The following is a 24,277-nucleotide window of genomic DNA, read 5'->3' as shown; positions in this document are numbered from 1 at the left end:
TAGCCGGTATGTCATTGCCAGCTTGGCCTTGTAATTCAATGATTTAGACAAGGTTCGTGGTGGACTCTCGGAGATGGGGCAAATTCCTTTTTTATCAACGCCTTGTCGATATATCAAGCAAATCTATCCGGTGGATTTTGCATTTAGAGCCAAGCTATTCCATTCAATTATCCGAAACGGCAACTAATCCAAGGTTATAGGCGCATTCCTAAATGTCAGGGAAAACATACGATTTTGTTATCGTCGGAGCCGGCATCGTCGGCCTAACGGTAGCTCACGAGTTACTCAAACGACAACCCGGCTCACGTCTAGCAATCATTGAAAAAGAACCCGCACTCGGAAAGCACGCGAGCGGTCGAAACAGCGGAGTCATGCATTGCGGTATCTACTACGGTAGCGATACCCTCAAGGCCAAAGTATGCGCAAGCGGAGCGCGGCGCATGGTCGAGTTCGCTAAAGCTGAAGGCATCGCGGTTAACCAATGCGGCAAAGTTATCCTGGCCACATCAGAAGATCAGTTGCCAACGGTTGACAAGTTGATGGCGAATGCGAAAGACAACAACATCCCCGCAGAGCTCATTGACTATCAGCAATTACGAGAGATTGAACCATATGCCGCCCCTGGCCCGGCGGCCATCTACTGCCCTACAACGGCGGTTATCGACAGTGCCGCCGTGCTCAATAGACTAAAGGAAAATCTTGAGCAAAAGGGTGTTGTATTCTTCTTTAATTGTGCAGTCACAGGCCAGCAGTCCAAAGGACAGCTTCAAACCACACTCGGAACCATTAGCTATGGTTACATGATCAATTGTGCCGGCGCTTACGCCGATACTATTGCCAAAAGTTTTGGCTTGGCTCAGGAGTATGCGTTAGTCCCATTTAAGGGTATTTATTGGAAATTGAGCGAAGCAGCCAATTCCAAGGTTCGCGCAAACATTTACCCTGTGCCTGATATATCCATGCCTTTTCTCGGCGTACACCTCACGCGTGTAATAGATGGGAGTGTGTATGTCGGCCCTACGGCTATTCCCGCCCTTGGTCGTGAAAACTACGGAATAATACAAGGCATCAATCTAATCGAATCACTGAGCATTGGTTATCAACTCTCAGGCATGTATCTGCGCAATGAGAACAATTTTCGTAAGCTGGCTCACGTGGAAATAGGTAAATACAGTAAGAAGAATTTTTTTGTGGCAGCACGCAGGCTGATGCCGTCGCTGGAAATGGAAGATATGGTCCCGACTTCCAAGTCTGGTATTCGGCCGCAGCTTGTCAATACAAAAACGCGAAAATTGGAAATGGATTATATTTTGGCCAAAGCGGATAACTCATTGCATGTACTCAATGCGATCTCACCGGCATTCACTAGCTCTTTGACATTTGCAGAACTAATTTTAAATAAGCTTGCTTGTTAAGTAAGCGAGAAATGATTCAATAGTTATAGCAGAATCATATTCTAGATTAATTTCTAATTTTTCCTGGGGATGAACGCTTACAACGTTTATAGTGATTTTTATTGAAAATCATTGGTTAGTTTGCGAATAAAAAAACAACGAAGGATATTTATGAAGGCTGTATTGTTAGCTGGCGGGCTTGGAACGCGATTTGCCGAAGAAACAGATGTCAAACCAAAACCGATGATTGAGATTGGGGGGAAGCCTATTCTCTGGCACATCATGAAAATCTATGCTGCTCATGATGTAACTGACTTTATTATCTGTCTAGGCTACAAAGGTTATGTAATCAAAGAATATTTCCAGAATTATTTCTTGCATATGTCCGATGTGACTTTCGATCTACGCAAAAACGCGATGAAAGTTCATCACGTTAATGCTGAGCCATGGACGGTCACACTCGTCGATACAGGCGAACAAACGATGATCGGCGGACGCATAAAACGGATTCTGCGTTATTTGGAAGGGGATGATGCCTTCTGTTTAACATATGGAGATGGGGTAGGCGATATCGATATCAGCGCTGCCATCAACCTCCATCGCCAAAATGATGTGCTTGCCACCGTTACTACCGCTCAACCACCAGGACGATTTGGCTCTGTGAAATACGAAGGAGACTACGTAACCGGCTTTCAGGAAAAGCCGGTCGGCGATGGGGGATGGGTCAACGCTGGCTTCTTCGTTCTTTCGCCAAAGGTTGGTGAATACATAGATGGAGACAATACCGTTTGGGAGCGTGAGCCGATGGAGCGCCTGGCAGCAGAAGGTCAACTCAGAGCTTATTTTCACCGTGGCTTCTGGCAACCCATGGATACGCTCAGGGATAAACGACACCTCGAGGAATTATGGGCATCAGGCAAGGCGCCTTGGAAAATCTGGTAATTAAGCGCTAGAACGCTTCCTCTTCTTTATAGAGAATATCTTATGCGAATTCTGATCACTGGTAATATGGGTTATGTTGGTCCTGTATTAGTTCGTTATTTGCACCAGACATTTCCAGGGTCTGAACTGATTGGTTTCGACGCCGGTTTTTTTGGGCATTGTTTGACCAACGCAAGCGTGTTGCCCGAGTCGTTACTTGATCGACAAATTTTCGGCGATGTACGATCGCTTTCCTCATCGCTGCTGGATGGGGTTGATGCTGTTGTTCATCTCGCGGCAGTTTCGAACGATCCGATGGGCAAGGAATTTGAGTCTGTCACCGAGGAGGTTAACAAGGGGGCAAGCGTGCGCCTCGCCAAGCTTGCCGCCGAAGCCGGCGTAAAGAACTTTGTCTTCGCGTCGAGTTGTTCGATGTATGGCTACGCCGAGGGTGGAGCACGCAAGGAAACCGACCCGACCAATCCGCTCACAGCTTATGCGCGATCCAAGATCGGCACCGAAATCGATCTCGCCGATGCCGATCTTAACGGTATGGTTTTTACCAGCCTGCGCTTTGCCACCGCGTGCGGCATGTCGGAGCGGTTGCGGCTGGACCTCGTCTTGAACGACTTCGTGGCCTGTGCGGTGACCGCGGGAGAGATCACCGTTTTAAGTGATGGTTCGCCCTGGCGACCGCTTATCGACGTCGAGGATATGGCGCGTGCTATTTCTTGGGCAATCCAACGCCCGGCGGAGAATGGAGGTGCGTTTCTGGCGGTCAATGCCGGGCGCGACGAGAGCAATTACCAGGTCAAGGAACTAGCCGAGGCCGTCGCGCGGCACGTGCCCGGAACTGCTGTCAGCATCAACACGGACGCGCCACCCGACAAGCGCTCATATAAGGTCGATTTCTCGCTGTTCAAGTCGCTTGCTGCTGGTTTCATCCCACAAGTGTCATTGGATGAATCGATCAAGCGATTGTGCGCCGGCCTCCAACAGATGAAATTCGCCGACCGGAATTTCCGCGAGTCACCCTTCATGCGGCTCAATACACTGCGCCGGCACATTGCTGCCGACCGCCTGGGCGCGGATTTGCGATGGAAGGGAGTATGAATCAATGAAATTCCATAAAACTTCGCTCGATGGTGCTTATCTGATAGAACTGGAAAAACGTGGCGACGACAGAGGCTTTTTCGCCCGTGTTTTTTGTGAAAATGAATTTGGCGATGCAGGTCTTGAAACGCGGTTTGTGCAGATTAACAACTCACGGAGCAGCAAGAAGGGAACCCTGCGGGGCTTGCATTATCAATTGCCTCCGGCCGCTGAGGTCAAGGTGGTGCGCGCCATAAAAGGGGCGCTTTATGACGTTATCGTTGATCTGAGGGCAGGCTCGTCCACGTTCGGTAAATGGTTCGGCGCTGAACTCAATGAAGACAATCGTCTCATGATGTACGTGCCTCGTGGATTCGCACATGCCTTCATGACTTTAACTGATGACGTCGAAGCGTTTTATCTGTCGGGTGCGTTCTATTCGCCCGAGAATGAGCGCGGTCTGCGCTATAACGATCCGGCGATCAATATCGAGTGGCCGATAGAACCGCTGGAAATTTCAGAGAAGGACCGAAGCTGGCCGGACCTCGATCCCGAGTTTCACGGCATCGAACTCATGCGAGGTCTCAAATGAAAGTCCTGCTGACTGGCGGCAGTTCCTTCACCGGCTACTGGTTTGCCAAGGCGCTTTCGGAGGCGGGACACCATGTCGTGGCACCGCTGAGGGGTGGTCTCGACTCATACGCACAGGGCGCGCGATCTGAGCGGGTGCGGCGTCTTCAGGCCATTGCGGAGACCGTTGGCGATTGCGTTTTCGGCGGTACGCGTTTCAAGGATTTGGTGCGGACCGGCGGCTATGATCTCTTGTGTCATCATGCCGCTCGTGTCGGCGATTACCGCAGCCCCGATTTCGACATCGCAGGCGCTCTGGCTGAGAATACAGAAAACCTGCATGCCACACTCGCGACGCTTGCCGAAGGTGGTCTCAAAGGTGTCGTACTCACCGGCAGTGTGTTCGAGCAGGATGAAGGGGTAGGCAATGCCCCACTTCTTGCTTTTTCGCCATATGGTCTGTCTAAAACGCTGACTGCGGCAGTCGTCCGCCACCGCTGCCACGAAATCGGACTGTCCTTCCACAAATTCGTAATTCCGAACCCCTTTGGTCCCTTGGAGGAACCGCGCTTCTGTGCATATCTCATGCGCACGTGGAAGACTGGAGAGATCGCGCGCGTCAACACCCCGGATTACGTGCGCGACAACATCCATGTTGCTCTCCTTGCCAAGGCCTATGTGCGGTATGCCAGCGAGGTATCTGCTGGTACGGCGAAGGCCAAACTCAATCCGAGCGGCTATGTGGAAACGCAAGGCGCTTTCGCAAAACGCTTTGCAGCTGAGATGCGCCCGCGTCTAGGTCTCGAGTGCGCCCTCGAGATGGCGATGCAGACGGATTTTTCCGAACCTTTGATGCGAGTGAACATGGATTCCGCAGCACGTTATGTTGAGGAATGGGACGAGCAGAAGGCATGGGCTATGGTGGCTGAGGCCTATCGGTAAGACTAAGGTCGATCAAAAGATACATCGGCCATATGCAGGTATGAAATAGGAGTGCTAAATGACGCCGTCGGAACAATTCCCGATAATTTGCATCGGCCAAATGAAAGCAGGAACGACCTGGCTGTACGAACTTTTCGGCCACTTCTCCGACATATGGCGCGCGCCGGTTAAGGAACTCCACTTTCTTGACGTATATGAACAAGTTGGATCAACAAATATAGATCAACGGCTGAATTTTGATGTAAACCAAAATAATGAGGCCCTGCTGGAATTTGGTAGAGTAATCTGGCGACCGGAATTCAACACCTTCGTTGAACAATTCGGTTTGCTTAAGGAACATTTGTTGCCTGATTCCGCAATGCAACAGTTGAAGTGGTGGAACCTTTTTCTCTTTAGTGAACGGAATTGGGACTGGTACGAACAACTTTTCCAGTGGCCGTATCCAAAAAAGTTTGCCGATATAACCCCGAGCTATAGTGAAACGTGCTCGGCTGACACAATCGCTCTGTTGGCCCAGAAGATGCCAAACGTGCGGGTTATATTTCTTCTTAGGAATCCCTTAAGTCGCCTCATCTCGCACTTCGGTTGGGGAAAGAAATATAGCGCGCCTGTGGCGGAGCTATTATTTGATTGGAAACTTTTTCAAAAGCTTCTCGATAGCGGTGATAGTGAGGACGGTATAAAAAGCCAATTCGAAGGGATGCTCGCGTACTCTCGTGCTAATGACCATTTGAAAAAATGGTCTGCCCATATACCTCAAAGTCAGATATTCGTCGGATTCCTTGACGACATCGTAAATCATCAGCACGAGTTCGTTTCTTCTCTAGCAAATTTTCTGGATTCGGATTTCATTTTGTCGCCGGACTGGCTCTTGCCAGCGGTTAATAATGCAGATTCGCTCCTCCGTGTAGATTATCGGGTAATTGAGTGGATTGCAGATTGGTGTGAGCGAGAGGCCTGGGCGTTGGCCGATTGTATCGGAGGACTGCCGGAATGGTGGGCACAGGATATCGTTAAGTTGCGAAGTACACTCAGCAAAGGCGCTATGGAATGGAGATACAAAGGGATTGTAACACCTGATATACCGTTCAGTAGTGGTGTTTGGTCAGAGAAAAATAAGCAACGCGATTTAGCTGGATATTGTCCATCAACGCAAAAAAAAGAATCAGAATTTTGAGGCAGCAATGATCGTAAACGATTATCAATTCATGACTGACAGTATCACAAAATTTCACAATACAATCTATATCTTCGGTTGGTTTTATCACCATACTGACAGCCTAAAAGAAGTACGAATTGTAGATCGTTTTGTGCGTGATTATGTGTCAGAGATTGGAGTCTCCCATGGGGGAGTGGAAAGTTCTCTTGGCCCGAATAAAGGGTTTCGTCTACAGGCACTTCGCAATACCGAGAATTTCGATGAAGACATCAAGCTAGAATTTGTTACCCAAAATGGATGGTGCCAACGAGTTTCTTTGTTAGATTTGGCATCGGATAGGATACAGCGATACAGATCATCTCAACTTGCTAGAGAATTTGTAGATACCATCATATCTCTGCCAAGAGCACGTGTTCTCGATATTGGGGGTAGAGCGCGTAGCGGCCTGGATCGTCAATTGGACTTTCCCGGCGTTGATTACACAGTTCTTGATATTCTCCCTGGTGCTAATGTCGATGTCGTTGGGGATGCGCATGAATTGAGCAAATATTTCCAACAGGAGCAGTTTGATGCTGTCTACTCGGTAAGTGTATTCGAGCATCTTCTCATGCCATGGAAAGTAGCGATCGAAATTAATAAGGTACTTAAAATAGGCGGGATTGGCCTTATCCATTCTCACCAGACGCTCGGCGTCCACGATATGCCTTGGGACTTCTGGCGCTTCTCTGATACGGCTTGGAGTGCCATTTTCAACGAAAAAACCGGGTTTGAAATTATCGAATCCACCATGGATTATGAGGCGTTCATTTTGCCTTTTATTTATCGAAGCAACGCACGCGACGCGGAACGATCAGCCGTTTGCCAGTGTTCGGCTGTTAAGATTCGTAAAGTTGGCCCAGCTCAGGTGGCATGGGATATTTCGCTCTCAGAAGTCGTATCGTCGGCCTATCCGGATCATGATGATGGGCGTAATGGCCAGCGAGACTACTTTTGATTGCAGGATAATGGCATGAAGCACTATATCCTCCGAGCCATGTTGCATTTCGTCGCTTTTTCCTATGATCTCTGGTCGTATCTCGCCGATTTGCCGCGCCTTGTTTTCGGCAGGGTAATCAACTATGAAGATTTATTCCAAAGAATCGAAGAAGAAGGTGTGGAACGCCTAGCGTTTGTCACACCGCATCCGACTAATATCCTTCGATTCTCGATGCGCCATCTTGTGGAAGCGCTTCTGGCCAATAATTACATCGTCGTTGTTGCCGTCGCAAAGGAGGATACGGTTGCGTGGCTCAAGGAGGAATTTCCACAAATTCATATCGTCCCTCGGGAGATGCGCGGCCGGGATTTTGGCGTATGGAAAGCATTGATTCTGACGTTGTTGAGCCGACAGACTCTCGCGAAAAAAGTGAAAAATCTTATGCTCGTCAATGACAGTCTCTACTTCAATAAACATACGACCGCATTGATCGAGAGAATGACGAATTGCGGCAAGCACTGGTCATGCTTATATGAAAGCTATGAGCCGATTTATCACGCGCAATCGTTCCTTATCATGCTTGACAATGTTGCGTTGAACAGTACGAATTTCAGAAACTATTGGGATAGTTATTTGCCCTTTGATAGTCGCCGACACACGATCCTCAAAGGCGAGTTTGGTTTGAGCAATGCCTTGATAAAATGGGGATTTTTGCCATTTTCCGTGGTGACGTCAAGGTCTCTTTCGCAACGAATTGATGAGATTGGCAGAGAGGATATGATCTTTCTTATGGCTGCTTTGTTAGCAAATGCTCAAATTGTTATGCGATATTCAGAACAGTTAAAGAGAGTCGGAATTTTCTTAGGCATCATGCCTGAGAATGGTAGGCTGCTTGATAAGCAAGATATCCCCGCCGATTGGATCAAGAATGTTTTGAGTGAATTACTTATCAAAATCTGCGAACTTGGTAATCCAACGCATACTGTTGGTCTTGCTGCTAATCAGCTTTTGGATGCGCCTGTAAAACGTGATCTTGCGTATCGCGGGACACACCAGATCGCCGATATTCTCCGACTGGTGCGCGGTTACTCGGAAGAAGAGTTGACCGCAATGAGCGACGATCTGAGGGCAAAAGCGCTTCCGATCTCGATACGCGGGTTCAAGCGCATTTTATTCGCAATCGGTCGTGCCTGACGGAGATTTGATCCGATGCCGTCTGCTGCTACTTCACTCGCATCCGCCCTGATGCATTGGCCGGTCTGGCTGTGGTTTGGGCGCCAGGACATACGCTCGCGCTATCGTGGTTCGCTTTTGGGACCGCTCTGGCTGGTTCTCAATTTAGGCATTTTGGTTAGTACATTGTCACTCATCTACGCGACGGTTTTCGATTTGCCGCTCAATGTCTATATGCCGCATGTGACAACCGGGTTTCTCGCCTGGTGGTTCATTGCTGGAGTGATGACGGACTCCTGTACTGCCTTTACCGCTAATGCGCAGATCATTCGTAATCTGCCCTTACCGCTCGGTATCCATGTGCTGCGAGTGCTAACACGCAACAGCCTGCTCATGGCGCATAATTTTATCGTTTACCTTGTCGTCGCCATTATTTTCAGTATTTGGCCAAATCTCAATACGCTGCTCGTTCTCCCAGGGCTTTTGCTCGTCTGCGGCTTGTTGTTTACGATAGGCTTGTCGTTTGCCATCGTCTGTGCGCGCTATCGCGACGTCCCGCATATCGTGACCAGCATCATCCAGGTAGTTATGTTTGTCACGCCCATCATGTTCCTGAAAGATATGCTTGCACGCAAGGCAATCCTGGCCGATGTCAACCCTTTTTATCATATGATCGAGGCAATTCGCGCGCCGCTTCTTGGACAGGCGCCAGAGATACTCACTTGGGGTTTCCTCATCACTGGTAATCTCGTCTCCGCGTTTGTCGCAGTTTGGCTCATTCGCCGCGCTGGCCATCGTGTTCCTTATCTGGTGTAAAAAATGTTCAGCGCACATCTTATTATTGAGGCGGTTTCGCTGGCTTTTAGAGTCTATGGCGTGGGCGGACAATCGCTCAGGAAAGAGCTGATCTCCTTTGGTACGGGTGGTCGGCTCGGGCGCGATGCGAAAAACCATTTTGTCGTCCAGGCGATTTCCTCACTTTCTTTTGATTTGCACGAGGGGGACCGGCTAGGCATCGTCGGCGCCAATGGTTCGGGTAAATCGACGTTATTGCGTATTCTCGCCGGCATCTATCGGCCGCAACAAGGGTCTGTGAGTGCTAAGGGCCGCATTGCGGCGATCATCGATCCATCCGTCGCGCTTGATCCCCATGCTACAGGGTACGAGAATATCCGCTCCCGAGCCATTCTGCTCGGCGTCTCCAGGCATGATTATGAGGCATTCGCCGAAAAGGTCGCCGCCATATCCGAGCTTGGGGATTATCTTGCCATGCCGGTTCACACCTATTCGTCCGGCATGTTGATGCGGCTCAATTTCGCATTATCGATCTCCATCGACCCTGACATATTGCTGCTTGATGAATGGCTGAGCGTGACCGACCAGACCTTCAACGCTAAAGCGGAGGCGCATATGCGCGCACTGGTGGACAAGTCACGCATTTTGGTACTCGCCTCACACAATCTTCAGCTACTCGAACGTATCTGCAACCGCGGTCTTTATCTCGATGGCGGCCAGGCACGATTTCTGGGCTCAATGGCCGATACGCTTGCTGCTTATAGAGCACGTATCTAGGAAGTCGGAATCAAATCAGTTGCCATTCATCCTGAAAGCGACAGTTGATTTTGAAGCTCCGGATTTGTATGCCCTGAAATTTGACTTAGTGTCTAAGCTCGTTTACACGAAAATTCTTTCACTCACGGTAACCGAGCAAATTCGAAAGCGCTGTAACTTTGTTCTACTGAGCTTACTGTGAATGTGATTACTTCGAATCACAGGGTTGCGGCTATAGTTGTTGTCTACCGCCCCGATCTGGATCGACTTGGGATGCTTGTCCGGTCGACGCTACCTCAAGTGTCATCGTGTGTGCTGGTCATTAATGAAGCGCCTGAAGATTTGCCGGCTCACCTTGCGCTCTGCGGTATAGATATCAATCGCCTTTCCTTCGTATCTATGGGGCATAACCAAGGTGTCGCTACGGCCCAAAATGCCGGTATCGCTGTCGCTCGAGAAGTCGGTGCAACTCACGTTCTTTTGCTTGATCAAGATAGTGTGCCGGCATCTGATATGGTGATTAGACTTTTGGAAGTGCTTGCAAACTATCCGGATGCGGCTGCGGCTGGGCCACGCTATGTCGATTCGCGGCAAGAAAACCCGCCGCCATTTATCCGGGTAAGCGGCTTGCATTTAACGCGATATGCGTGTGCGACGGAGTGCTCGGTTGTACCCGTGGATTATCTGATCTCCTCGGGTTGCCTGATTCCATTGTCTGTTCTGGATACGGCGGGAGACATGCGTGACGACTTGTTCATCGACTATGTGGACATCGAATGGGGATTGCGGGCTCGCAAACACGGTTTGCAAAGTTATGGCGTATGCGCTGCCAAGATGCAGCATAATCTAGGGGAGCATCCGCTTGAATTTTTCGGTCGTAAAATTCCGTTGCACACCCCACTCAGGCATTATTTTCATTTCCGCAACGCCATTCTATTGTATAGAGAAGCTTGGGTTCCCTTGAACTGGAAATTGGTGGATGGATGGCGCTTATTGCTGAAGTATGGATTCTACACGCTCTTTGCTAGACCGCGTGTGGAGCATTTTCGAATGATGAGTTTGGGGCTGTGGCATGGGATACTTGATAAGGGTGGGCCGGTCAGTTGAAAGGCACCTCATTACCCACAAGTGTTTGCGGTGCCATAGATGTCCCGGATGGTTTGGAACGCCTATTGGAACGCCTAGACGTAGGCATGAGTTTCATCATCCCCTCCTGAGAGACTGAGGTGGCCATTGCCCTTGTGGCTCAGGAACCCTCGAAGCCCCCCATTAGGCGGATCATCGTGCCCAGCGTAGGCGATGGCCGGCGTTGGGTCATCAACCAGGCGTCGCCCATTCCTCGGGCGCGAAGGCGACCTCGCACGGCCGGCGGGGAACAGTTCCGGCCTAGCGTCATCAGGTACAGAATCCGACAGGCGATCAAGAGATAGATCACAGGGCGCGCTCCAAACGGTCCACGCCATGAGTCTCCGGCACGGTCCATCAGACCGCCATCTTTGTTGCCAGTAGGCGATAGGCCGCCTTGGTCTCCGCCAGCCCTCCTCAAACCAGGGGAATACTCTTCGTCAGGTGGGCCAAGAAGTCATCACCAGCCGAATCAGTCGTTTTATCAAACGCAGGGCCCCAGCGCCGCCTCGAAAATTCTTCCATCGCCCACGCCACGGAACCGTAAGGGCGCCTCGAAAAACCTGCCCCGTTGAGGCTTCGGCAGGCGCGGTACGAACGGAACCGATCGATCCGATGGGAACCGTTCGCACCGAGCGGGTCGAAGTGCACGGTTTTTCGAGGTGCCCGTAAGTTCAATAGCTACTCTATCGAAGGGCTTCTGGGTAATAGAGCGCCCTAAGGAGGGAAGGGAACTTTATTAATGTCAGAGAACATCGGCAAACCCTTTCCTTGTTTTCTGAAACCAAACAAAACCCAACCATGCAATAACGGCAGAGGCGGCAAAATAGCCAACAAGGGAATACCAATCAGGTGCTTTTCCCCAAATCAAAATATCTCTGACTTGCTCGATCATCGGAGTAAGCGGATTAATGAGCAGAAATGGTTGATATTCCTCGGGCAGCACGGAAACCGGATAAAAAATGGGGCTTAAAAACATGAGTGCAGTAATTATGATGCCGATGAATTGTCCAACATCACGCAAATAGACGCCTAATGAGGCAAGAAACCAGGTAAGCCCAAGAGTAAACAACATCAGAGGGAAAATAGTTATTGGTAACAATAGCGCTGTGATCGGTGGCAGGCCCAAAAAGAGCAGGAAGAATAATAGCCACACAACAAAGCTGATAGCGGTATGAAATATAGCCGCTCCAAAAGATACCACCGGCAGAATCTCTAACGGAAAAATGATCTTTTTGACGTAATTGATGTTGGAAATGATCAAGCCAGGCGCCCGATTAACACATTCGGCAAAAAGATTGAATACCATCAAACCGGCAAAGAGTATGAGCGCGAATTCCGTTTTTGAATCTCCGCCGCCATTCCATCGGGCCTTGAATACCACACTGAAGACGAAGGTATACACAACCAACATGAATACCGGGTTGAAGAACGACCACAGTATGCCAAGGACAGAACCGCGATAGCGGCCAACAACTTCGCGCTTGATGAGCGCTCTAATGAGAACTTGGTTACGCCAAATGGTGGTTATCATCTCGCGGGGAGCAAGGCTGAAGTTCTGCATCAAGCGTGTGTGTTTCGATTGTTGAGGGGTAGTGCTTTGTTTGCCTTTGACCGTGCAAAGCCTAAGCTCTGTGTCGTCTTTGCGAGAGTTGGGGCATAGATCATGTTGAACAATGCAGCGGTTAAAATTTTGTACGTAGAAATCGATGAACCTTGAAAGGGGCGCGAAGCACTCAGGCATTGAGTGCAAAGATAATACGATATCTACTGGAATTGCCCTAGTCTAGTCTTTAAGGAAGCTCTGATTAAGTCCTTCGACAGGTTCAGGACGAACGGAATCAACTTGTTCAGAGCTTCCCTAACGCCGTTAGCTCGTTGCGTCAATAAGGAATGGGTGTGACTAAGGAATCTCTGATTTATTCCAAGATGTAGCGATTCTTGTCATCATTTTATAGCGAATAAAAAGCCTAGTTTTACCCAATTTCATAAGGTTTAATTACTTATGATATAAATTTTCGAGGTTTAAATCTAATATCTAAAACCGCATCGGAATGATCAAAGCACATATCGAAATTGATACGATTTGCGGCTTCCGGGGTTACCTTTTTGTAACCCGGTAGAGTCGATAGCCAGCCCAGAGCGAATCTCATCAGCGGCAGAGGGATGTGGATAATCTTGCACGTCGTTCCGAGATGCATGGATATCCGGTTTACCATATCCCGATAGGTCAGAATTTCTCCGCCGCTCAAATTATAAGGTTTGTCGAAGGTTTTCGGATTGTCGATGGCTTCGATGCAGGCGGACGCCAGGTCTTCCGCGTGGACGGGCTGGCGCAATCCGTCGCCGGCTCCGACCAGGGGAAAGAATCGGAATCGTTTGATGAAGCGGGCGATGGTCGTGACGTTTTTGTCCCGTCCCAGGCTGTAGACCATGGTGGGACGAAAGATGGTCCAGGCGATATTCCGTTTCTCGCAAAACGTTCGCAAATCCTCCTCGGCTTTTTTGAGTCTGGCGACCATCTGCCGCTCCTGCTCGTATCCCGAGTGCTCTTTGGTGAAAAGGCTGGTCGAACTAAAGGCGATGATGCGCTTCATGCCGCCGTCGGCGAGCTCGTCGAGCATCGGCGGTAGGGTCCATAAAGGGGCCAAATGAATCAATAGCTCGGCGCCGTGGCTCTGAGCCGGCCTTTCGCGAGTGATATCCCGTCGATGCCAGGTAATGTGCCGCTGAACCGGCGAAACGGGCGGTTTTCGGCTTATGGCATGAACCTCGAAACCGGCTCGAACCAGAGCGGGCAGCAAAAAATCGCCGATCAGGCTGGTGGCTCCGGTAACGATTGCGCGCCGTTTCGGGGTGTCATGTTTGGGAGATCCGATCGCTTCGGGGGAAGCGTTCGAGGGCGCGCCGGCGGCGTTGAATTTTTTTTTCTGATTAATCATAACCGCGATCGATTTTATGAGATATCGAATCCCGATACCCAGCATGACGAGCCACATTAAAAAGGCCGGGTACTGGTGGCGAAAAAATTTCCGATAAAAGCGAACCATGCCTTTGTGTTTGTAGTATTCGACCCGAGCCTGGCGCGAACTGCTGCAAACACCGCCCACGTGCAGGATTTCGACGTCGGGCACGAAGAGGATTTGGAATCCGGCCTGGCGGAATCGCATACACCAGTCCAAGTCCTCGCAATGCATGAAATAGCCTTCGTCCAGGGGGCCGACTTGTTCCAGGGTGCTGCGCCGCACCAGCATGAACGCGCCGGAAATCGCTTCGATCTCCGCCGGTTCGGGCGGCAGCGGAGTATCCGCCTGGATGAAGCTGTTCAGCTTGGGATGGTACTTCGAGAATTTGTATAGGTTGGTGAGTCGGACGAAGGTCCGCCACGGTGTCGGTACGGCGCGCCGGCAGCCCGCCTGTTCGCTGCCGTCGGGATTGCGGATCAGACAGCCCGCCATTCCGACTTGCGGACGGTTTTCCATGATCTCCAGCATTCTGGCGAGCGCTTCGGGGCAGATCAGGCAGTCCGGGTTCAGAAACAGGAGATAATCGCCTCGGGCGAAGGGTAGGGCGATATTGTTTGCCTTGGCGAAGCCGAGGTTTTGCTGATTCTCGATGATCTTCAGCCGGTCTTCGCCGGGCAAGTCCTGGCGCAGGATATCCAGGCTCGCGTCGGTAGATCGGTTGTCGACGACGATCACCTCGACCGGCGCAGTGGATGCGAGCACCGAGCGCACGCAGTCGGAAAGAAACTTGCCGGCGTTAAAGTTAACGATGATGACGGAAACCTGCTTCATGGCGTCCAATTCCTGGATACTCCTCGATGTTCGATCCCGAGATTCTATGCTAAACGAAAAATGATTGTTGAATGAATGGTTTGCATCGAGGAGGCTCTGATCGACTCTCCGGTCTAAGCACATGCATTACGTCACTATTTTTGAAGCGAAAGGCTCTCATCCCATTCTCTCCGGAGAAGGGTGTCGGAAACGGGTATTTTCGCATTTACGACCATCGGGAAGCGATAACCATGAGTTCGTCAAGGAAGCTCCGATTGAATCTCCAATTCGGTGGAACTGTCCGGGCCACCGATGGATCCGACAGGCCGCGCTTTTTCAGAGCGCCTTTACGCCTTGAACGGCATTCCGCGCTCGTGTCGTCTGTAGGGGCGATTTGAGTCGCCCACGTCCGTATCGAAAACGCCCTGACCGCCTCACTCCGGCTTTCCGCCCAGCGGTAGCGGGCGCTTTTACGGCACTCTCCGGAGGAAAAGGGCTTTTTCGGAGTTTCCTTGAAGGCCGATCCATGAATAGAGTCGATGTGATGCGGCCGAACGGAGGTGCGGCGCCGGTCAGCGGCGCCGTAAAGCCTCTTCGACCTTCTCATGAATTCCGCCGAAGCTGCCGTTGCTCATGAAAACCAGGTGATCGCCGGAGCGGGCATCGCTCGCCAGTCGCTCCACGATCGAATCCAGCGAACGGCAGACGCCGATGCGCCCGGTTCCCCGAGTGGCCTGTTCCGCATCCCAGCCGAGATCGTCGGGCTGAAAAATGACGGAGTGATCGGCTGCCTTTAGCGAATCGGCAAGCGCGTCCGCATGAACGCCCATCCGCATGGTGTTCGAGCGCGGTTCCAGCACGGCGATGATGCGGGCGTTGCCGACGCGGGCGCGCAAGCCTTCGAGCGTCGTTGCGATGGCCGTGGGGTGATGGGCAAAGTCATCGTAAAGCGTGATGCCGTTGACGCAGGCGCGCACTTCCAGCCGGCGTTGGACGTTTCGGAACGTGCCCAGGGCGGCCGCGGCTTCTTCGGGATCGACTCCCGCGTGGCGGGCGGCGGCGATAGCGGACAGCGCGTTCATCACGTTATGCCGGCCGGTCAGGCTCCATTCCACGATGCCGCTGGGCCGCCCCTGGTGGAAAATCCGGAAGCGGCTGCCGTCGGGCGCCAGCAGCTCGCCGCGCCAGAGTGCGGTTTCGGCGCTTTCTTCCAAAGTCGTTTTCTCGACCGGCGTCCAGCAGCCCATTTGCAGAACCTCGACGAGAGGCTTGTCCGACTCCGGCGCGATGATCAAGCCGTTTCCCGGAATGCTGCGTATCAAATGGTGAAACTGCCGCTGGATTGCGGCCAGATCCGGGAAAATGTCGGCGTGGTCGAATTCGAGATTGTTGAGGACCGCGGTACGCGGGCGGTAGTGGACGAACTTGGAGCGCTTGTCGAAGAAGGCGGTGTCGTATTCATCGGCTTCGACCACGAAGAATCGGCCTTCGCCGAGCCGCGCGGACAAGCCGAAATTGAGCGGAACGCCGCCGATCAGAAAGCCGGGCTTGAGCCCCGCGCTTTCGAGAATCCACGCCAGCATGCTCGATGTGGTGGTTTTGCCGTGCGTTCCCGCCACGGCCAGCACCCAGGCGTTCTTCAGCACATCGTTGTAAAGCCATTGGGGGCCCGAGGTGTAGGCGAGCCCGCGGTTGAGCACCGCTTCTATTTCCGGATTGCCGCGGGAAATGGCATTGCCCACGACCACCAAATCCGGCGCCGGTTCCAGATTCGACGGGCTGTATCCCTTCATGAGCGCGATGCCTTGCTCTTCGAGCTGGGTGCTCATGGGGGGGTAAACGTTTTGGTCGGAACCGGTGACGTGATGGCCCATCTGTTTGGCCATGATCGCCAACCCGCCCATGAATGTTCCGCAGATGCCCAGAATATGAATGTGCACGATCCTGTCCTCTTAGGTTTCGATCCGTTATTTCGCAACGTCGTCCGGTTGTTTGTTCGCGGCTGTTTCGTCCGCCGGTTTTATCGCGGCGGGCTTTACCGCCGCGGCTTGTTCCAATAGCGCGGCAATCCGCCCATGCCCGCTCTTTTTTGCCCGATCCACGGGCGTAAGCCCCGCATCGTCCTTCGCGGAAATATCCGCTCCGCCGGCGATCAGGGCTCCAACGGCGTCTTCGTAGCCTTGCGCGACGGCTTCCATGAGCGCGGTCACGCCTCGCTTGTCCGCCGTATTGGGATCGGCGCCGAACGCCAATAGCTTTCTGATCGCCCGGACATTGCCCGAGAACGCGGCGCCCATCAGGGGCGTGCGGCCGGCGCCGTTCTTGGCGTTGACGTCCGCCCCTCGCGCGAGCAGCGAATCCAGGCGTTCCAACTGCCCCGCTGCGGCCGCGGCGAACAAGGCCTGATTCGGATCTTCCGCCTCCGAAGCGGGCGCCGATGCGAGAAGCGCAAGAGCTAGCAAGGCTTTTTTCAACATAGCGAAAATCGGTTCGACTCGAGAAGATTTTCTCTGAAGTTGCCGAACAATCTACAAATCATCCGCGAGGTTGTAATAGGCGTTAAGGCAGCTCCGATTGAATCTCCAATTCGGCGGAGCTGTCCGGGCCACCGATCGACCCGGCAGACCATCACCCACCCCCCTTCCAGGCAGAGGCGTATCACTTCCCTGTGCTCCGGATTCCGGCAATCCCTGCCGGAATGACGCGTTAACTTAACCGCATTGTCCCGGAGGGAGAGGCTTTTTCAGAGCTTCCTACATGTTTTAAACAGGCGTCAAGGATACTTGAAGAACGTTCTTCCGTTTAAACTATCGGAAAAAACACTCGTTTGTAACCATCGTCCCTGTCATGAGCAATAAGTACCGCATCGATATCGAGGCCATAACCAGCTACCTTGAAGCGCAATCCTCCCCCGAGACGAATCGCTACGTCTTTACCTATACCATCACTATTCGCAATACGGGTGACGTGCCTGCAAAACTATTGTCCCGCCACTGGATCATCACCGATGCTCACGGAAAGATACAGGAAGTCCGCGGGGAAGGGGTAGTGGGCGAACAGCCCCGTCTTTCGCCGGGCGAATCCTTCCGCTATACCAGCGCCGCCATGATCGAAACGCCGGTGGGCAGCATGCGCGGCGAATACCTGATGATCGCCGATGACGGACAGCATTTCGATGCCGAAATACCGGTGTTTACCCTGGCCATTCCGCGCACTTTGCACTAGCGATGGCGATATACGCAATTGGCGATATCCAAGGCTGCTTCGCCGAGCTTCAGCGCCTTCTCGACAAAATCGGTTTCGATCCGGCCGCGGACCGGCTTTGGTTCACCGGCGATCTGGTCAACCGCGGCCCTCGATCGCTGGAAACGTTGCGATTGATCCGGTCCCTCGGCGATGCGGCCGTCGCCGTGCTCGGCAATCACGATCTGCATCTCCTCGCGGTGGCGCACGGCGTGTCGAAAACAAAGCACAGGGACACGTTCGCCGATGTGCTTGACGCTCCCGACCGGGACGCTCTCGTCGACTGGCTGCGCCGCCGTCCCTTGCTGCATCGGGACGGGGCATTTTACCTGATTCACGCGGGCTTGCCGCCGCAGTGGAGTGCGGAAGACGCCGAGCGTCACGCCAAGGAGGTGGAGAGCTGCCTGCGGGGCGATGATTTCATCGAGCTGTTTCGGCAGATGTACGGCGATCAGCCCGATCTATGGTCGGAAACCTTGCAGGGCTGGAGCCGGCTGCGTTTCATCACCAACTGTTTCACCCGGATCCGCTACTGCGATCGGCAGGGACGCACCGATTTCAGGCAAAAAGGCGCTCCGGGGACGCAACCACCTCATCTGATGCCGTGGTTCAAGGTGCCGGGCCGGAAAAGCGCCGGGGTCGAAATCGTTTTCGGCCATTGGTCGACGCTGGGGTTTTATGCGGACGACGGCGTTTACGGGCTCGACACCGGTTGTTTGTGGGGCGGGGAATTGACGGCGCTAAGGCTCGACGGCGAGAAGCAACGGATCAGCGTGTCCTGCTGCAAAGGCGGCTATCAAAAACCGTTTTGACTTTGCGCGCCCGCGCTATTTTAGGGGAACCGTCGCTGTTCGTATGCTTCAACCGAACGCTCGGGCTTATTAACCCGGCCTTCAAGGAAACTCCGAAAAAGCCCTTTTCCTCCGGAGAGTGCCGTAAAAGCGCCCGCTACCGCTGGGCGGAAAGCCGGAGTGAGGCGGTCAGGGCGTTTTCGATACGGACGTGGGCGGCTCAAATCGCCCCTACAGACGACACGAGCGCGGAATGCCGTTCAAGGCGTAAAGGCGCTCTGAAAAAGCGCGGCCTGTCGGATCCATCGGTGGCCCGGCCGTTCCGCCGAAGGCCAGGTCAATAAATCGGCTTCATCTCGTCGGGAGACTCACCATCGACAGGGTTCTTCGCTTTATCACGCTGGGTCTTTTCCTGGCGGTTCTGGCGTTTTTGACCTTTCGGGTCATGAGCGATTTTTTGGAGCCGATAGGTTGGGCCGTGATTTTGGTTTATGCGACATGGCCGCTCCATGCTCGACTGACCGGGTTGCTGGAAGGGCGAAGCGGCTTCAGCGCGTTCGCCATGACGGTGCTCTTGGGCTCCTTGCTGGTCATTCCGTTTATCGGGCTGACCGTCGTTCTTCAGGTCGAGACGGTCGAGTTCTTCCAGCGCTTGCCGACCTGGCTGGACCTGAAACCGGCGTTGCCGAAATGGGTGAGCGGTATTCCCGTTCTCGGCGCGGAATTGCAATTCATCTTCGATCAGTTCGATGACTTGCAAGGCTTGATGCGGCAGTACGTATTGCCTTGGCTGACCCGGCTTTCGGGAAGGCTCGTGGGCATGCTGGAAGGAGTCGGCTATATCGCCGCGAAGCTCTTCTTCACCGTATTTCTGATGTTTTTCGTTTACCGCGACGGGCATCGGCTGATCCGCGACGTTCGCCGGGGCTTGCTGCTCGCCTTGGGCGAGCGGGCCGACGAGTACCTGTCCACCGCGGAAGTGACCGTGAAGGCGGTCGTGTACGGAATCGTGCTGACGGCCATAGCCCAGGGCGTGATGGCCGGCATAGGTTATTGGATCGTCGGTATCCGGGCGCCGGTCCTTCTCGCCGCGTTCACGACGTTTTTCGCGCTGATCCCTTTCGGCACGGTCGTGGTTTGGGTTTCCGCAAGCCTGTGGCTGCTGCTGAACGGGGATTATGGGGCCGGAGTCGTGTTATTTCTCTGGGGGGCGTTGGTCGTGAGCTGGATCGACAATCTGGTCCGGCCGCTCGTCATCAGCCGTACCACCCGCATTCCGTTCGTGGTGGTGATGTTCGGGGTTCTGGGCGGACTGACCAGCTTCGGCTTCATCGGTCTATTCGTGGGGCCGGTCATCCTGGCCGTGGGCATGGCCGTCTGGCGCGAATGGTTGCAGTCCGCGCCGCGCGACCGGCCCTGAACCGATCCGCGTCGCCAGACAGCCTGAAACGCGGTAATTCGGCTTTTTGTTCACGCAAACAGTTGCTGCGCCTCTTCGACTTCGGCGGCGACGCCCTCGATTTCCAGCACTTCGATCTCGGGGTCGAGCCCGAGCTTCGCGAAGGCCGGCACGCTCGACAGATCCACTTCGGGCGCGGCTTTCGCGACCGTGACGCTTTCCAAATAAGCGACCTGGACCAGATCCACGTAATCCGGCGACGGGCCTGAATCCCTCCCGAAATTCGTGTACTCCGACGCCGCGCGGCTCAGGCTGTCCGGAAGTTCCCAGGTTTCCATGATGATTTTGCCGATTTGCGTGTGCAAATGATCGAGATGGCTCTCCAGCACCGCATGGTCTTCCTGCAACTCCGGAAACTTTTCCGCCAGAGTAAGGATCGGCAGTTTGCCGATTTGATGAATGAGCCCGGCGAGCATGGCCTGATCCGGGTCGAGCGGACGGACGCGCCGCGCCAGGGCGCGGCACACGGCGGCCACGTTGAGGCTGTGTTGCCAGATGTCGTGGAAATGACCTTCCAGCAGCAGAGAACTGGGCCTGAAAACTTGTTTCATCGCCAGATTGATCACCAGGCTGCGAATGGCGTGGTGCCCCATTCGGGTGATGGCCGTTTGAAGATTGTCGATTTTCTGCCTAGCCCTGAAGAACGGACTGTTGGCGACATGCAGCAATCGCGCGGACAGCGCGGGATCGGAAGAAATCGTTTCGGCTATCTCGGCATCGGATGCGTTGTCCTTGTTGATCGCCTGACGAACCTTCAGAGCGACTTCGGGAATCGTGGGCAGTTGCAGTTTGTCGCTCTCGATCGCGGCTTTGATGTAATCGAGAAAGATCTGCTCGTTTTTGAGATTCATCGTGAAAGAATTCTGGTGGGATTACGAGGTCTGAACGTCGAAAGTATAGGGCAAGGTCAGAAATTCGACGGCGGGACCGTCCGGCCGAAGGAGGCGAAGATCCGCGTCGTGGGCGTGGTCCGCGGGCAAGACCGCCAGGAGTTGAAACGTGTTTTCCGCTTCGGGCGCCGCGGCGACGATCTGGCCGACCCGTTGTCCGTCGGATCGATAGAGCGGATCGCCGGGCTCGGGCTCGCGCTCGGCAATGGCCCGCAGACGAAACATGCGGCGTTTGAGATTTCCGAGAAAATGCGTTCGCGCCACGACTTCCTGCCCGGTGTAGCACCCCTTGCGATAGCTGATGCCGCCCAAAACGTCGAGATTGAGCATCTGCGGGAGGAATTCTTCGCTGGTGTTCTGCGTTTCGCTCGGGAGCCCCTCTTCGATATCTCTTAGGCGCCAGACTCGGGGGGCGACTGCGGTGAATTCGGGCGACGACCGGAGATCTTGCCAGATTCGCTTGGCGGCGTCCGTCTCCGCGGCAATCAAACGACGCCCGGGATTTCGGCCGATGGGAATCGTCACGATATCGCCGATAGCGACATCCGAAGAGACCGTTTCGACGGCGCTATCGAAGAGGCCGATGAATCCCCGCTGCGGCGTCAGGTTTTCTATGGAAACCTTCGAGCGCAGGACATAGATCCTGAGGCGCTTGTGTATCGCTTCGACCAGATCGGTCGGAACCAGAAGATAGTAGCTCTCACTCTGGCGGAGAATGCGAAAGCTCGCGATAACCCGGCCCTTGGGGTTGCAGAAAGCGCCCAGGCCGGATTCGCCGGGCTTGAGGCCGGCGATGTCGCAGGTGGACTGACCTTGCAAAAAGGTCTCCGCATCCTCGCCGGAAACGCGCAATAACCCCGAATCGGTCAGGCCGCAGAATGCGAACCGTCCTGCGTCTACCGGCAGTTCGGGAGTTGCCGCGTTTTCGTTCAGGAAAGTCGACCACTCGTCGCTCATGGGTGTTGTTCCTTCGATCGGTCATCAATAAAAAAAGCCCGCCCGGATGGATTTCTCGGGCGGGCAGACAGGACTTTCGACGTTAACGCAGGTTTTGAAGAGCGGCGATGCGTTCTTCCAGCGGAGGGTGGCTCATGAAGAGCTTCTTGAAGCCGTAGCCCAAGCCGCCGTTGATCCCGAAAGCCGCGAATTCGCCGGGCAAATCCCTATGGTCGTGGGCCCGCTGCAAGGCTCTCAGCGCACCGATCATCTTGGCCGGGCCGGCCAGCCGCGCGCCGCCCGCATCCGCGCGAAATTCGCGCCAGCGGGAGAACCACATGACGATCATCGTGGCAAGGATGGAGAGGAATATTTGCGCTACGATCTGCGTCAAATAGTAGGCGGGTCCGTAGCCGCCGCGGTCGTCCTCCGAGCGGAACACGACCCGGTCGACGACATGGCCGGCGATGGAGGCGAAGAAGTACACGAATGTGTTCACCACGCCCTGGATGAGCCCCAGGGTGACCATATCGCCGTTGGCGACGTGGCTGATCTCGTGTCCCAGGACGGCTTCCACCTCGTCGGCGTTCATATGGTGCAGCAGGCCGGTGCTGACCGCCACCAGGGCAGCGTTCTTGTTCATGCCGGTAGCGAACGCATTGGGTTCCGCGGCGTCGAAAACGCCCACCTCGGGCAGGCCGATGCCGGACTGCCGAGCCAAGCGATGGACGGTTTCGACCAGCCAGCGTTCGGTCTGATTGGCGGGTTGTTCGATGACGTGAACGCCCATGGATTGCTTGGCCATCCATTTGGACATCATCAGCGAAATGAAGGAACCGCTCATGCCGATGATGGCGGACATCAAGAGCAGGCTATCGAGATTCAGATGGATTCCGCGCTGACCGAGGAAATTGCCGAGCCCCAAAAGGTGGAAGATGATGCTGATCAGGAGCAGCACCGCCGCGTTGGTGAGCAGGAAGAGAAATATTCGCATGATTGCCGATCACCTATGAAAATTTGTGGGTGTTACCATATTTGGAGGCGCCGCGTTAAAAATCAAGTCGTCCGCCGTTTATACAGTCTTGCCGCACGACACTTTCAGCAACCGCTCCGTTCATCGAGGGAAAGGTCATGGAAGCATCCAAACATTCTTGGCTGAGACTCGCCGCGTTCACGATCGGTTTGGCCCTCTGCTGCGATGCCCGGTCCGAAAGCCCGCTGGGGGAAATCAAGTTGCCCCCGGGGTTCCGCATCGCGATCTATACCGACCGGACTCCCGATGCCCGGTCCCTGGCTTTGGGAAATGACGGCACCGTATACGTGGGCAGCATGGACGAGGGCAAGGTCTATGCGGTTCGCGATCCGGACCGGGACGGCAAAGCCGACCGGGTCGACGTCGTCGCCGCGGATTTGAATATGCCGAACGGGGTAGCCTTTGCCGATGGCGATCTGTATGTTGCCGAATTGTCCCGCATCTTGAAATTCAAGGACATCGAGCGGCAACTCGCGCCTCCGCCCAAGCCGGAGGTCGTTTTCGACCGTTATCCCGGGGATGCGCACCACGGCTGGAAATATCTGCGCGTCGGTCCCGATGGCAAGCTTTACGTTCCGGTGGGTGCTCCGTGCAATGTCTGCCTCTCCGAGAAAGAGATTTACGCGACCCTGACCCGATTGGACAAAGAGGGCTCCAATTTCGAGATTTACGCCCGCGGCATCCGCAACACCGTCGGCTTCGACTGGCATCCGGAAACGAAAGAGCTGTGGTTTACCGACAACGGGCGCGACTGGATGGGCGATGACGTACCGCCCGACGAACTGAACCATGCGCCGAAGCCCGGACTTCATTTCGGATTTCCGTACTGCCACGGCAAGGACATCGCCGATCCCTCTTTCGGCAAGGGCAAGAACTGCGCCGAATTCCAGCCGCCCGCATGGACGTTTCCGGCCCATGCCGCCGCGCTGGGCACGCGTTTTTACACGGGCAAGCAATTTCCCGCCGAATATCGGGGCCGGCTTTTCGTCGCCCAGCACGGCTCCTGGAACCGGAGCACGCCGGACGGTTATCGGGTCGTGACGGTCGAATTCCAGGGAGGCCGGCCGGTAAACGAAAAGGTTTTTGCCGAGGGTTGGCTGCAACCGGACGGCAAAGTGCTCGGCCGCCCGGTGGATGTTTTGCAGATGCCCGACGGAGCGCTCTTGATATCGGACGACAAGGCCGGGGCGATCTACCGCATCGCTTATCGGCCGTGAACCGATGTTAACCCATAATCCTCAACCCA

General features: G+C 54.0%; 22 protein-coding genes. 15 read left to right on the top strand and 7 right to left on the bottom strand.

Going from position 1 to position 24,277, the window contains the following annotated elements; translation table 11 throughout:
* Positions 1-212 precede the first annotated feature (212 nt).
* The 11 genes from lhgO to ACWJKU_RS09570 all read left to right on the top strand — a co-directional run bounded on the left by lhgO (position 213) and on the right by ACWJKU_RS09570 (position 10,885).
* Positions 213-1,415, top strand: a complete 1,203-nt coding sequence (lhgO, locus tag ACWJKU_RS09620; protein WP_454142087.1) for an L-2-hydroxyglutarate oxidase — start codon at positions 213-215, stop codon at positions 1,413-1,415.
* A gap of 150 nt (positions 1,416-1,565) precedes the next feature.
* Positions 1,566-2,336 (top strand): glucose-1-phosphate cytidylyltransferase, encoded by a 771-nt coding sequence (gene rfbF, locus ACWJKU_RS09615; RefSeq protein ID WP_454142086.1) that lies wholly within the window; start codon positions 1,566-1,568, stop codon positions 2,334-2,336.
* A 42-nt stretch (positions 2,337-2,378) separates the two neighbouring features.
* Entirely contained in the window at positions 2,379-3,428 is a 1,050-nt protein-coding gene (locus ACWJKU_RS09610; protein WP_454142085.1) for an NAD-dependent epimerase/dehydratase family protein, read from the top strand.
* Between the two features lie 4 nt (positions 3,429-3,432).
* Positions 3,433-3,999, top strand: coding sequence for a dTDP-4-dehydrorhamnose 3,5-epimerase (rfbC, locus tag ACWJKU_RS09605; protein WP_454142084.1), 567 nt, complete (start codon positions 3,433-3,435; stop codon positions 3,997-3,999).
* Entirely contained in the window at positions 3,996-4,919 is a 924-nt protein-coding gene (locus ACWJKU_RS09600) for an NAD-dependent epimerase/dehydratase family protein (protein ID WP_454142083.1), read from the top strand. The genes rfbC and ACWJKU_RS09600 overlap by 4 nt, the downstream gene beginning before the upstream one ends.
* A 58-nt stretch (positions 4,920-4,977) precedes the next feature.
* Positions 4,978-6,096 (top strand): sulfotransferase, encoded by a 1,119-nt coding sequence (locus tag ACWJKU_RS09595; protein ID WP_454142082.1) that lies wholly within the window; start codon positions 4,978-4,980, stop codon positions 6,094-6,096.
* A gap of 31 nt (positions 6,097-6,127) precedes the next feature.
* Positions 6,128-7,072 (top strand): class I SAM-dependent methyltransferase, encoded by a 945-nt coding sequence (locus ACWJKU_RS09590; RefSeq protein WP_454142081.1) that lies wholly within the window; start codon positions 6,128-6,130, stop codon positions 7,070-7,072.
* 15 nt (positions 7,073-7,087) lie between these two features.
* The gene (locus tag ACWJKU_RS09585) at positions 7,088-8,248 is read left to right on the top strand and encodes a hypothetical protein (RefSeq protein WP_454142080.1); all 1,161 of its coding nucleotides are present in this window, start codon (positions 7,088-7,090) and stop codon (positions 8,246-8,248) included.
* A gap of 15 nt (positions 8,249-8,263) precedes the next feature.
* Positions 8,264-9,043, top strand: coding sequence for an ABC transporter permease (locus tag ACWJKU_RS09580; protein WP_454142079.1), 780 nt, complete (start codon positions 8,264-8,266; stop codon positions 9,041-9,043).
* A gap of 3 nt (positions 9,044-9,046) precedes the next feature.
* On the top strand, positions 9,047-9,799 hold the full coding sequence (locus ACWJKU_RS09575; RefSeq protein WP_454142078.1) for an ABC transporter ATP-binding protein: 753 nt from the start codon (positions 9,047-9,049) through the stop codon (positions 9,797-9,799).
* Between the two features lie 177 nt (positions 9,800-9,976).
* Positions 9,977-10,885 (top strand): glycosyltransferase family 2 protein, encoded by a 909-nt coding sequence (locus ACWJKU_RS09570; protein ID WP_454142077.1) that lies wholly within the window; start codon positions 9,977-9,979, stop codon positions 10,883-10,885.
* 763 nt (positions 10,886-11,648) lie between these two features.
* Here the strand turns inward: ACWJKU_RS09570 and ACWJKU_RS09565 are convergent.
* The 4 genes from ACWJKU_RS09565 to ACWJKU_RS09550 all read right to left on the bottom strand — a co-directional run bounded on the left by ACWJKU_RS09565 (position 11,649) and on the right by ACWJKU_RS09550 (position 17,156).
* A complete protein-coding gene (locus ACWJKU_RS09565; protein WP_454148096.1) occupies positions 11,649-12,467 on the bottom strand; it encodes an ABC transporter permease in 819 nt (272 codons plus the stop codon).
* A 439-nt stretch (positions 12,468-12,906) separates the two neighbouring features.
* The gene (locus ACWJKU_RS09560; RefSeq protein ID WP_454142076.1) at positions 12,907-14,700 is read right to left on the bottom strand and encodes a glycosyltransferase; all 1,794 of its coding nucleotides are present in this window, start codon (positions 14,698-14,700) and stop codon (positions 12,907-12,909) included.
* A 551-nt stretch (positions 14,701-15,251) separates the two neighbouring features.
* The gene (gene mpl, locus ACWJKU_RS09555) at positions 15,252-16,619 is read right to left on the bottom strand and encodes a UDP-N-acetylmuramate:L-alanyl-gamma-D-glutamyl-meso-diaminopimelate ligase (protein WP_454142075.1); all 1,368 of its coding nucleotides are present in this window, start codon (positions 16,617-16,619) and stop codon (positions 15,252-15,254) included.
* Between the two features lie 27 nt (positions 16,620-16,646).
* Complete coding sequence (locus ACWJKU_RS09550) at positions 16,647-17,156, bottom strand: ankyrin repeat domain-containing protein (protein WP_454142074.1); 510 nt, start codon at positions 17,154-17,156, stop codon at positions 16,647-16,649.
* A gap of 370 nt (positions 17,157-17,526) precedes the next feature.
* Here ACWJKU_RS09550 and apaG point away from each other — a divergent pair, with 370 nt between their 5' ends.
* The 3 genes from apaG to ACWJKU_RS09535 all read left to right on the top strand — a co-directional run bounded on the left by apaG (position 17,527) and on the right by ACWJKU_RS09535 (position 20,133).
* Positions 17,527-17,904, top strand: coding sequence for a Co2+/Mg2+ efflux protein ApaG (apaG, locus tag ACWJKU_RS09545; protein WP_454142073.1), 378 nt, complete (start codon positions 17,527-17,529; stop codon positions 17,902-17,904).
* 2 nt (positions 17,905-17,906) lie between these two features.
* Positions 17,907-18,734, top strand: a complete 828-nt coding sequence (locus ACWJKU_RS09540; RefSeq protein WP_454142072.1) for a symmetrical bis(5'-nucleosyl)-tetraphosphatase — start codon at positions 17,907-17,909, stop codon at positions 18,732-18,734.
* Between the two features lie 283 nt (positions 18,735-19,017).
* Complete coding sequence (locus ACWJKU_RS09535) at positions 19,018-20,133, top strand: AI-2E family transporter (protein WP_454148094.1); 1,116 nt, start codon at positions 19,018-19,020, stop codon at positions 20,131-20,133.
* 50 nt (positions 20,134-20,183) lie between these two features.
* Here ACWJKU_RS09535 and ACWJKU_RS09530 read toward each other — a convergent pair whose 3' ends face one another.
* From ACWJKU_RS09530 to htpX, 3 genes are all read right to left on the bottom strand, one after another.
* Complete coding sequence (locus ACWJKU_RS09530) at positions 20,184-21,023, bottom strand: HDOD domain-containing protein (RefSeq protein WP_454142071.1); 840 nt, start codon at positions 21,021-21,023, stop codon at positions 20,184-20,186.
* A 21-nt stretch (positions 21,024-21,044) separates the two neighbouring features.
* Positions 21,045-22,019: a CAF17-like 4Fe-4S cluster assembly/insertion protein YgfZ gene (gene ygfZ, locus ACWJKU_RS09525; protein ID WP_454142070.1), complete on the bottom strand. Its 975-nt coding sequence runs from the start codon at positions 22,017-22,019 to the stop codon at positions 21,045-21,047.
* 82 nt (positions 22,020-22,101) lie between these two features.
* The gene (gene htpX / locus ACWJKU_RS09520) at positions 22,102-22,995 is read right to left on the bottom strand and encodes a protease HtpX (protein WP_454148092.1); all 894 of its coding nucleotides are present in this window, start codon (positions 22,993-22,995) and stop codon (positions 22,102-22,104) included.
* Positions 22,996-23,129: 134 nt separating this feature from the next.
* Between htpX and ACWJKU_RS09515 the strand changes: the two genes are divergently transcribed.
* Entirely contained in the window at positions 23,130-24,248 is a 1,119-nt protein-coding gene (locus tag ACWJKU_RS09515) for a PQQ-dependent sugar dehydrogenase (RefSeq protein ID WP_454142069.1), read from the top strand.
* Positions 24,249-24,277 lie beyond the last annotated feature (29 nt).

The sequence above is a fragment of the Methylocaldum sp. MU1018 genome (assembly GCF_053646775.1).
This window is presented reverse-complemented; position numbering and strand designations above follow the sequence as displayed.

Excerpts from the sequence above, each read along its gene's own strand:
- lhgO (WP_454142087.1), top strand. The coding sequence starts at position 213 with ATGTCAGGGAAAACATACGATTTTGTTATCGTCGGAGCCGGCATCGTC.
- rfbF (WP_454142086.1), top strand. The coding sequence starts at position 1,566 with ATGAAGGCTGTATTGTTAGCTGGCGGGCTTGGAACGCGATTTGCCGAA.
- ACWJKU_RS09610 (WP_454142085.1), top strand. The coding sequence starts at position 2,379 with ATGCGAATTCTGATCACTGGTAATATGGGTTATGTTGGTCCTGTATTA.
- rfbC (WP_454142084.1), top strand. The coding sequence starts at position 3,433 with ATGAAATTCCATAAAACTTCGCTCGATGGTGCTTATCTGATAGAACTG.
- ACWJKU_RS09600 (WP_454142083.1), top strand. The coding sequence starts at position 3,996 with ATGAAAGTCCTGCTGACTGGCGGCAGTTCCTTCACCGGCTACTGGTTT.
- ACWJKU_RS09595 (WP_454142082.1), top strand. The coding sequence starts at position 4,978 with ATGACGCCGTCGGAACAATTCCCGATAATTTGCATCGGCCAAATGAAA.
- ACWJKU_RS09590 (WP_454142081.1), top strand. The coding sequence starts at position 6,128 with ATGACTGACAGTATCACAAAATTTCACAATACAATCTATATCTTCGGT.
- ACWJKU_RS09585 (WP_454142080.1), top strand. The coding sequence starts at position 7,088 with ATGAAGCACTATATCCTCCGAGCCATGTTGCATTTCGTCGCTTTTTCC.
- ACWJKU_RS09580 (WP_454142079.1), top strand. The coding sequence starts at position 8,264 with ATGCCGTCTGCTGCTACTTCACTCGCATCCGCCCTGATGCATTGGCCG.
- ACWJKU_RS09575 (WP_454142078.1), top strand. The coding sequence starts at position 9,047 with ATGTTCAGCGCACATCTTATTATTGAGGCGGTTTCGCTGGCTTTTAGA.
- ACWJKU_RS09565 (WP_454148096.1), bottom strand. The coding sequence starts at position 12,467 with ATGCAGAACTTCAGCCTTGCTCCCCGCGAGATGATAACCACCATTTGG.
- ACWJKU_RS09560 (WP_454142076.1), bottom strand. The coding sequence starts at position 14,700 with ATGAAGCAGGTTTCCGTCATCATCGTTAACTTTAACGCCGGCAAGTTT.
- ACWJKU_RS09550 (WP_454142074.1), bottom strand. The coding sequence starts at position 17,156 with ATGTTGAAAAAAGCCTTGCTAGCTCTTGCGCTTCTCGCATCGGCGCCC.
- apaG (WP_454142073.1), top strand. The coding sequence starts at position 17,527 with ATGAGCAATAAGTACCGCATCGATATCGAGGCCATAACCAGCTACCTT.
- ACWJKU_RS09540 (WP_454142072.1), top strand. The coding sequence starts at position 17,907 with ATGGCGATATACGCAATTGGCGATATCCAAGGCTGCTTCGCCGAGCTT.
- ACWJKU_RS09530 (WP_454142071.1), bottom strand. The coding sequence starts at position 21,023 with ATGAATCTCAAAAACGAGCAGATCTTTCTCGATTACATCAAAGCCGCG.
- ygfZ (WP_454142070.1), bottom strand. The coding sequence starts at position 22,019 with ATGAGCGACGAGTGGTCGACTTTCCTGAACGAAAACGCGGCAACTCCC.
- ACWJKU_RS09515 (WP_454142069.1), top strand. The coding sequence starts at position 23,130 with ATGGAAGCATCCAAACATTCTTGGCTGAGACTCGCCGCGTTCACGATC.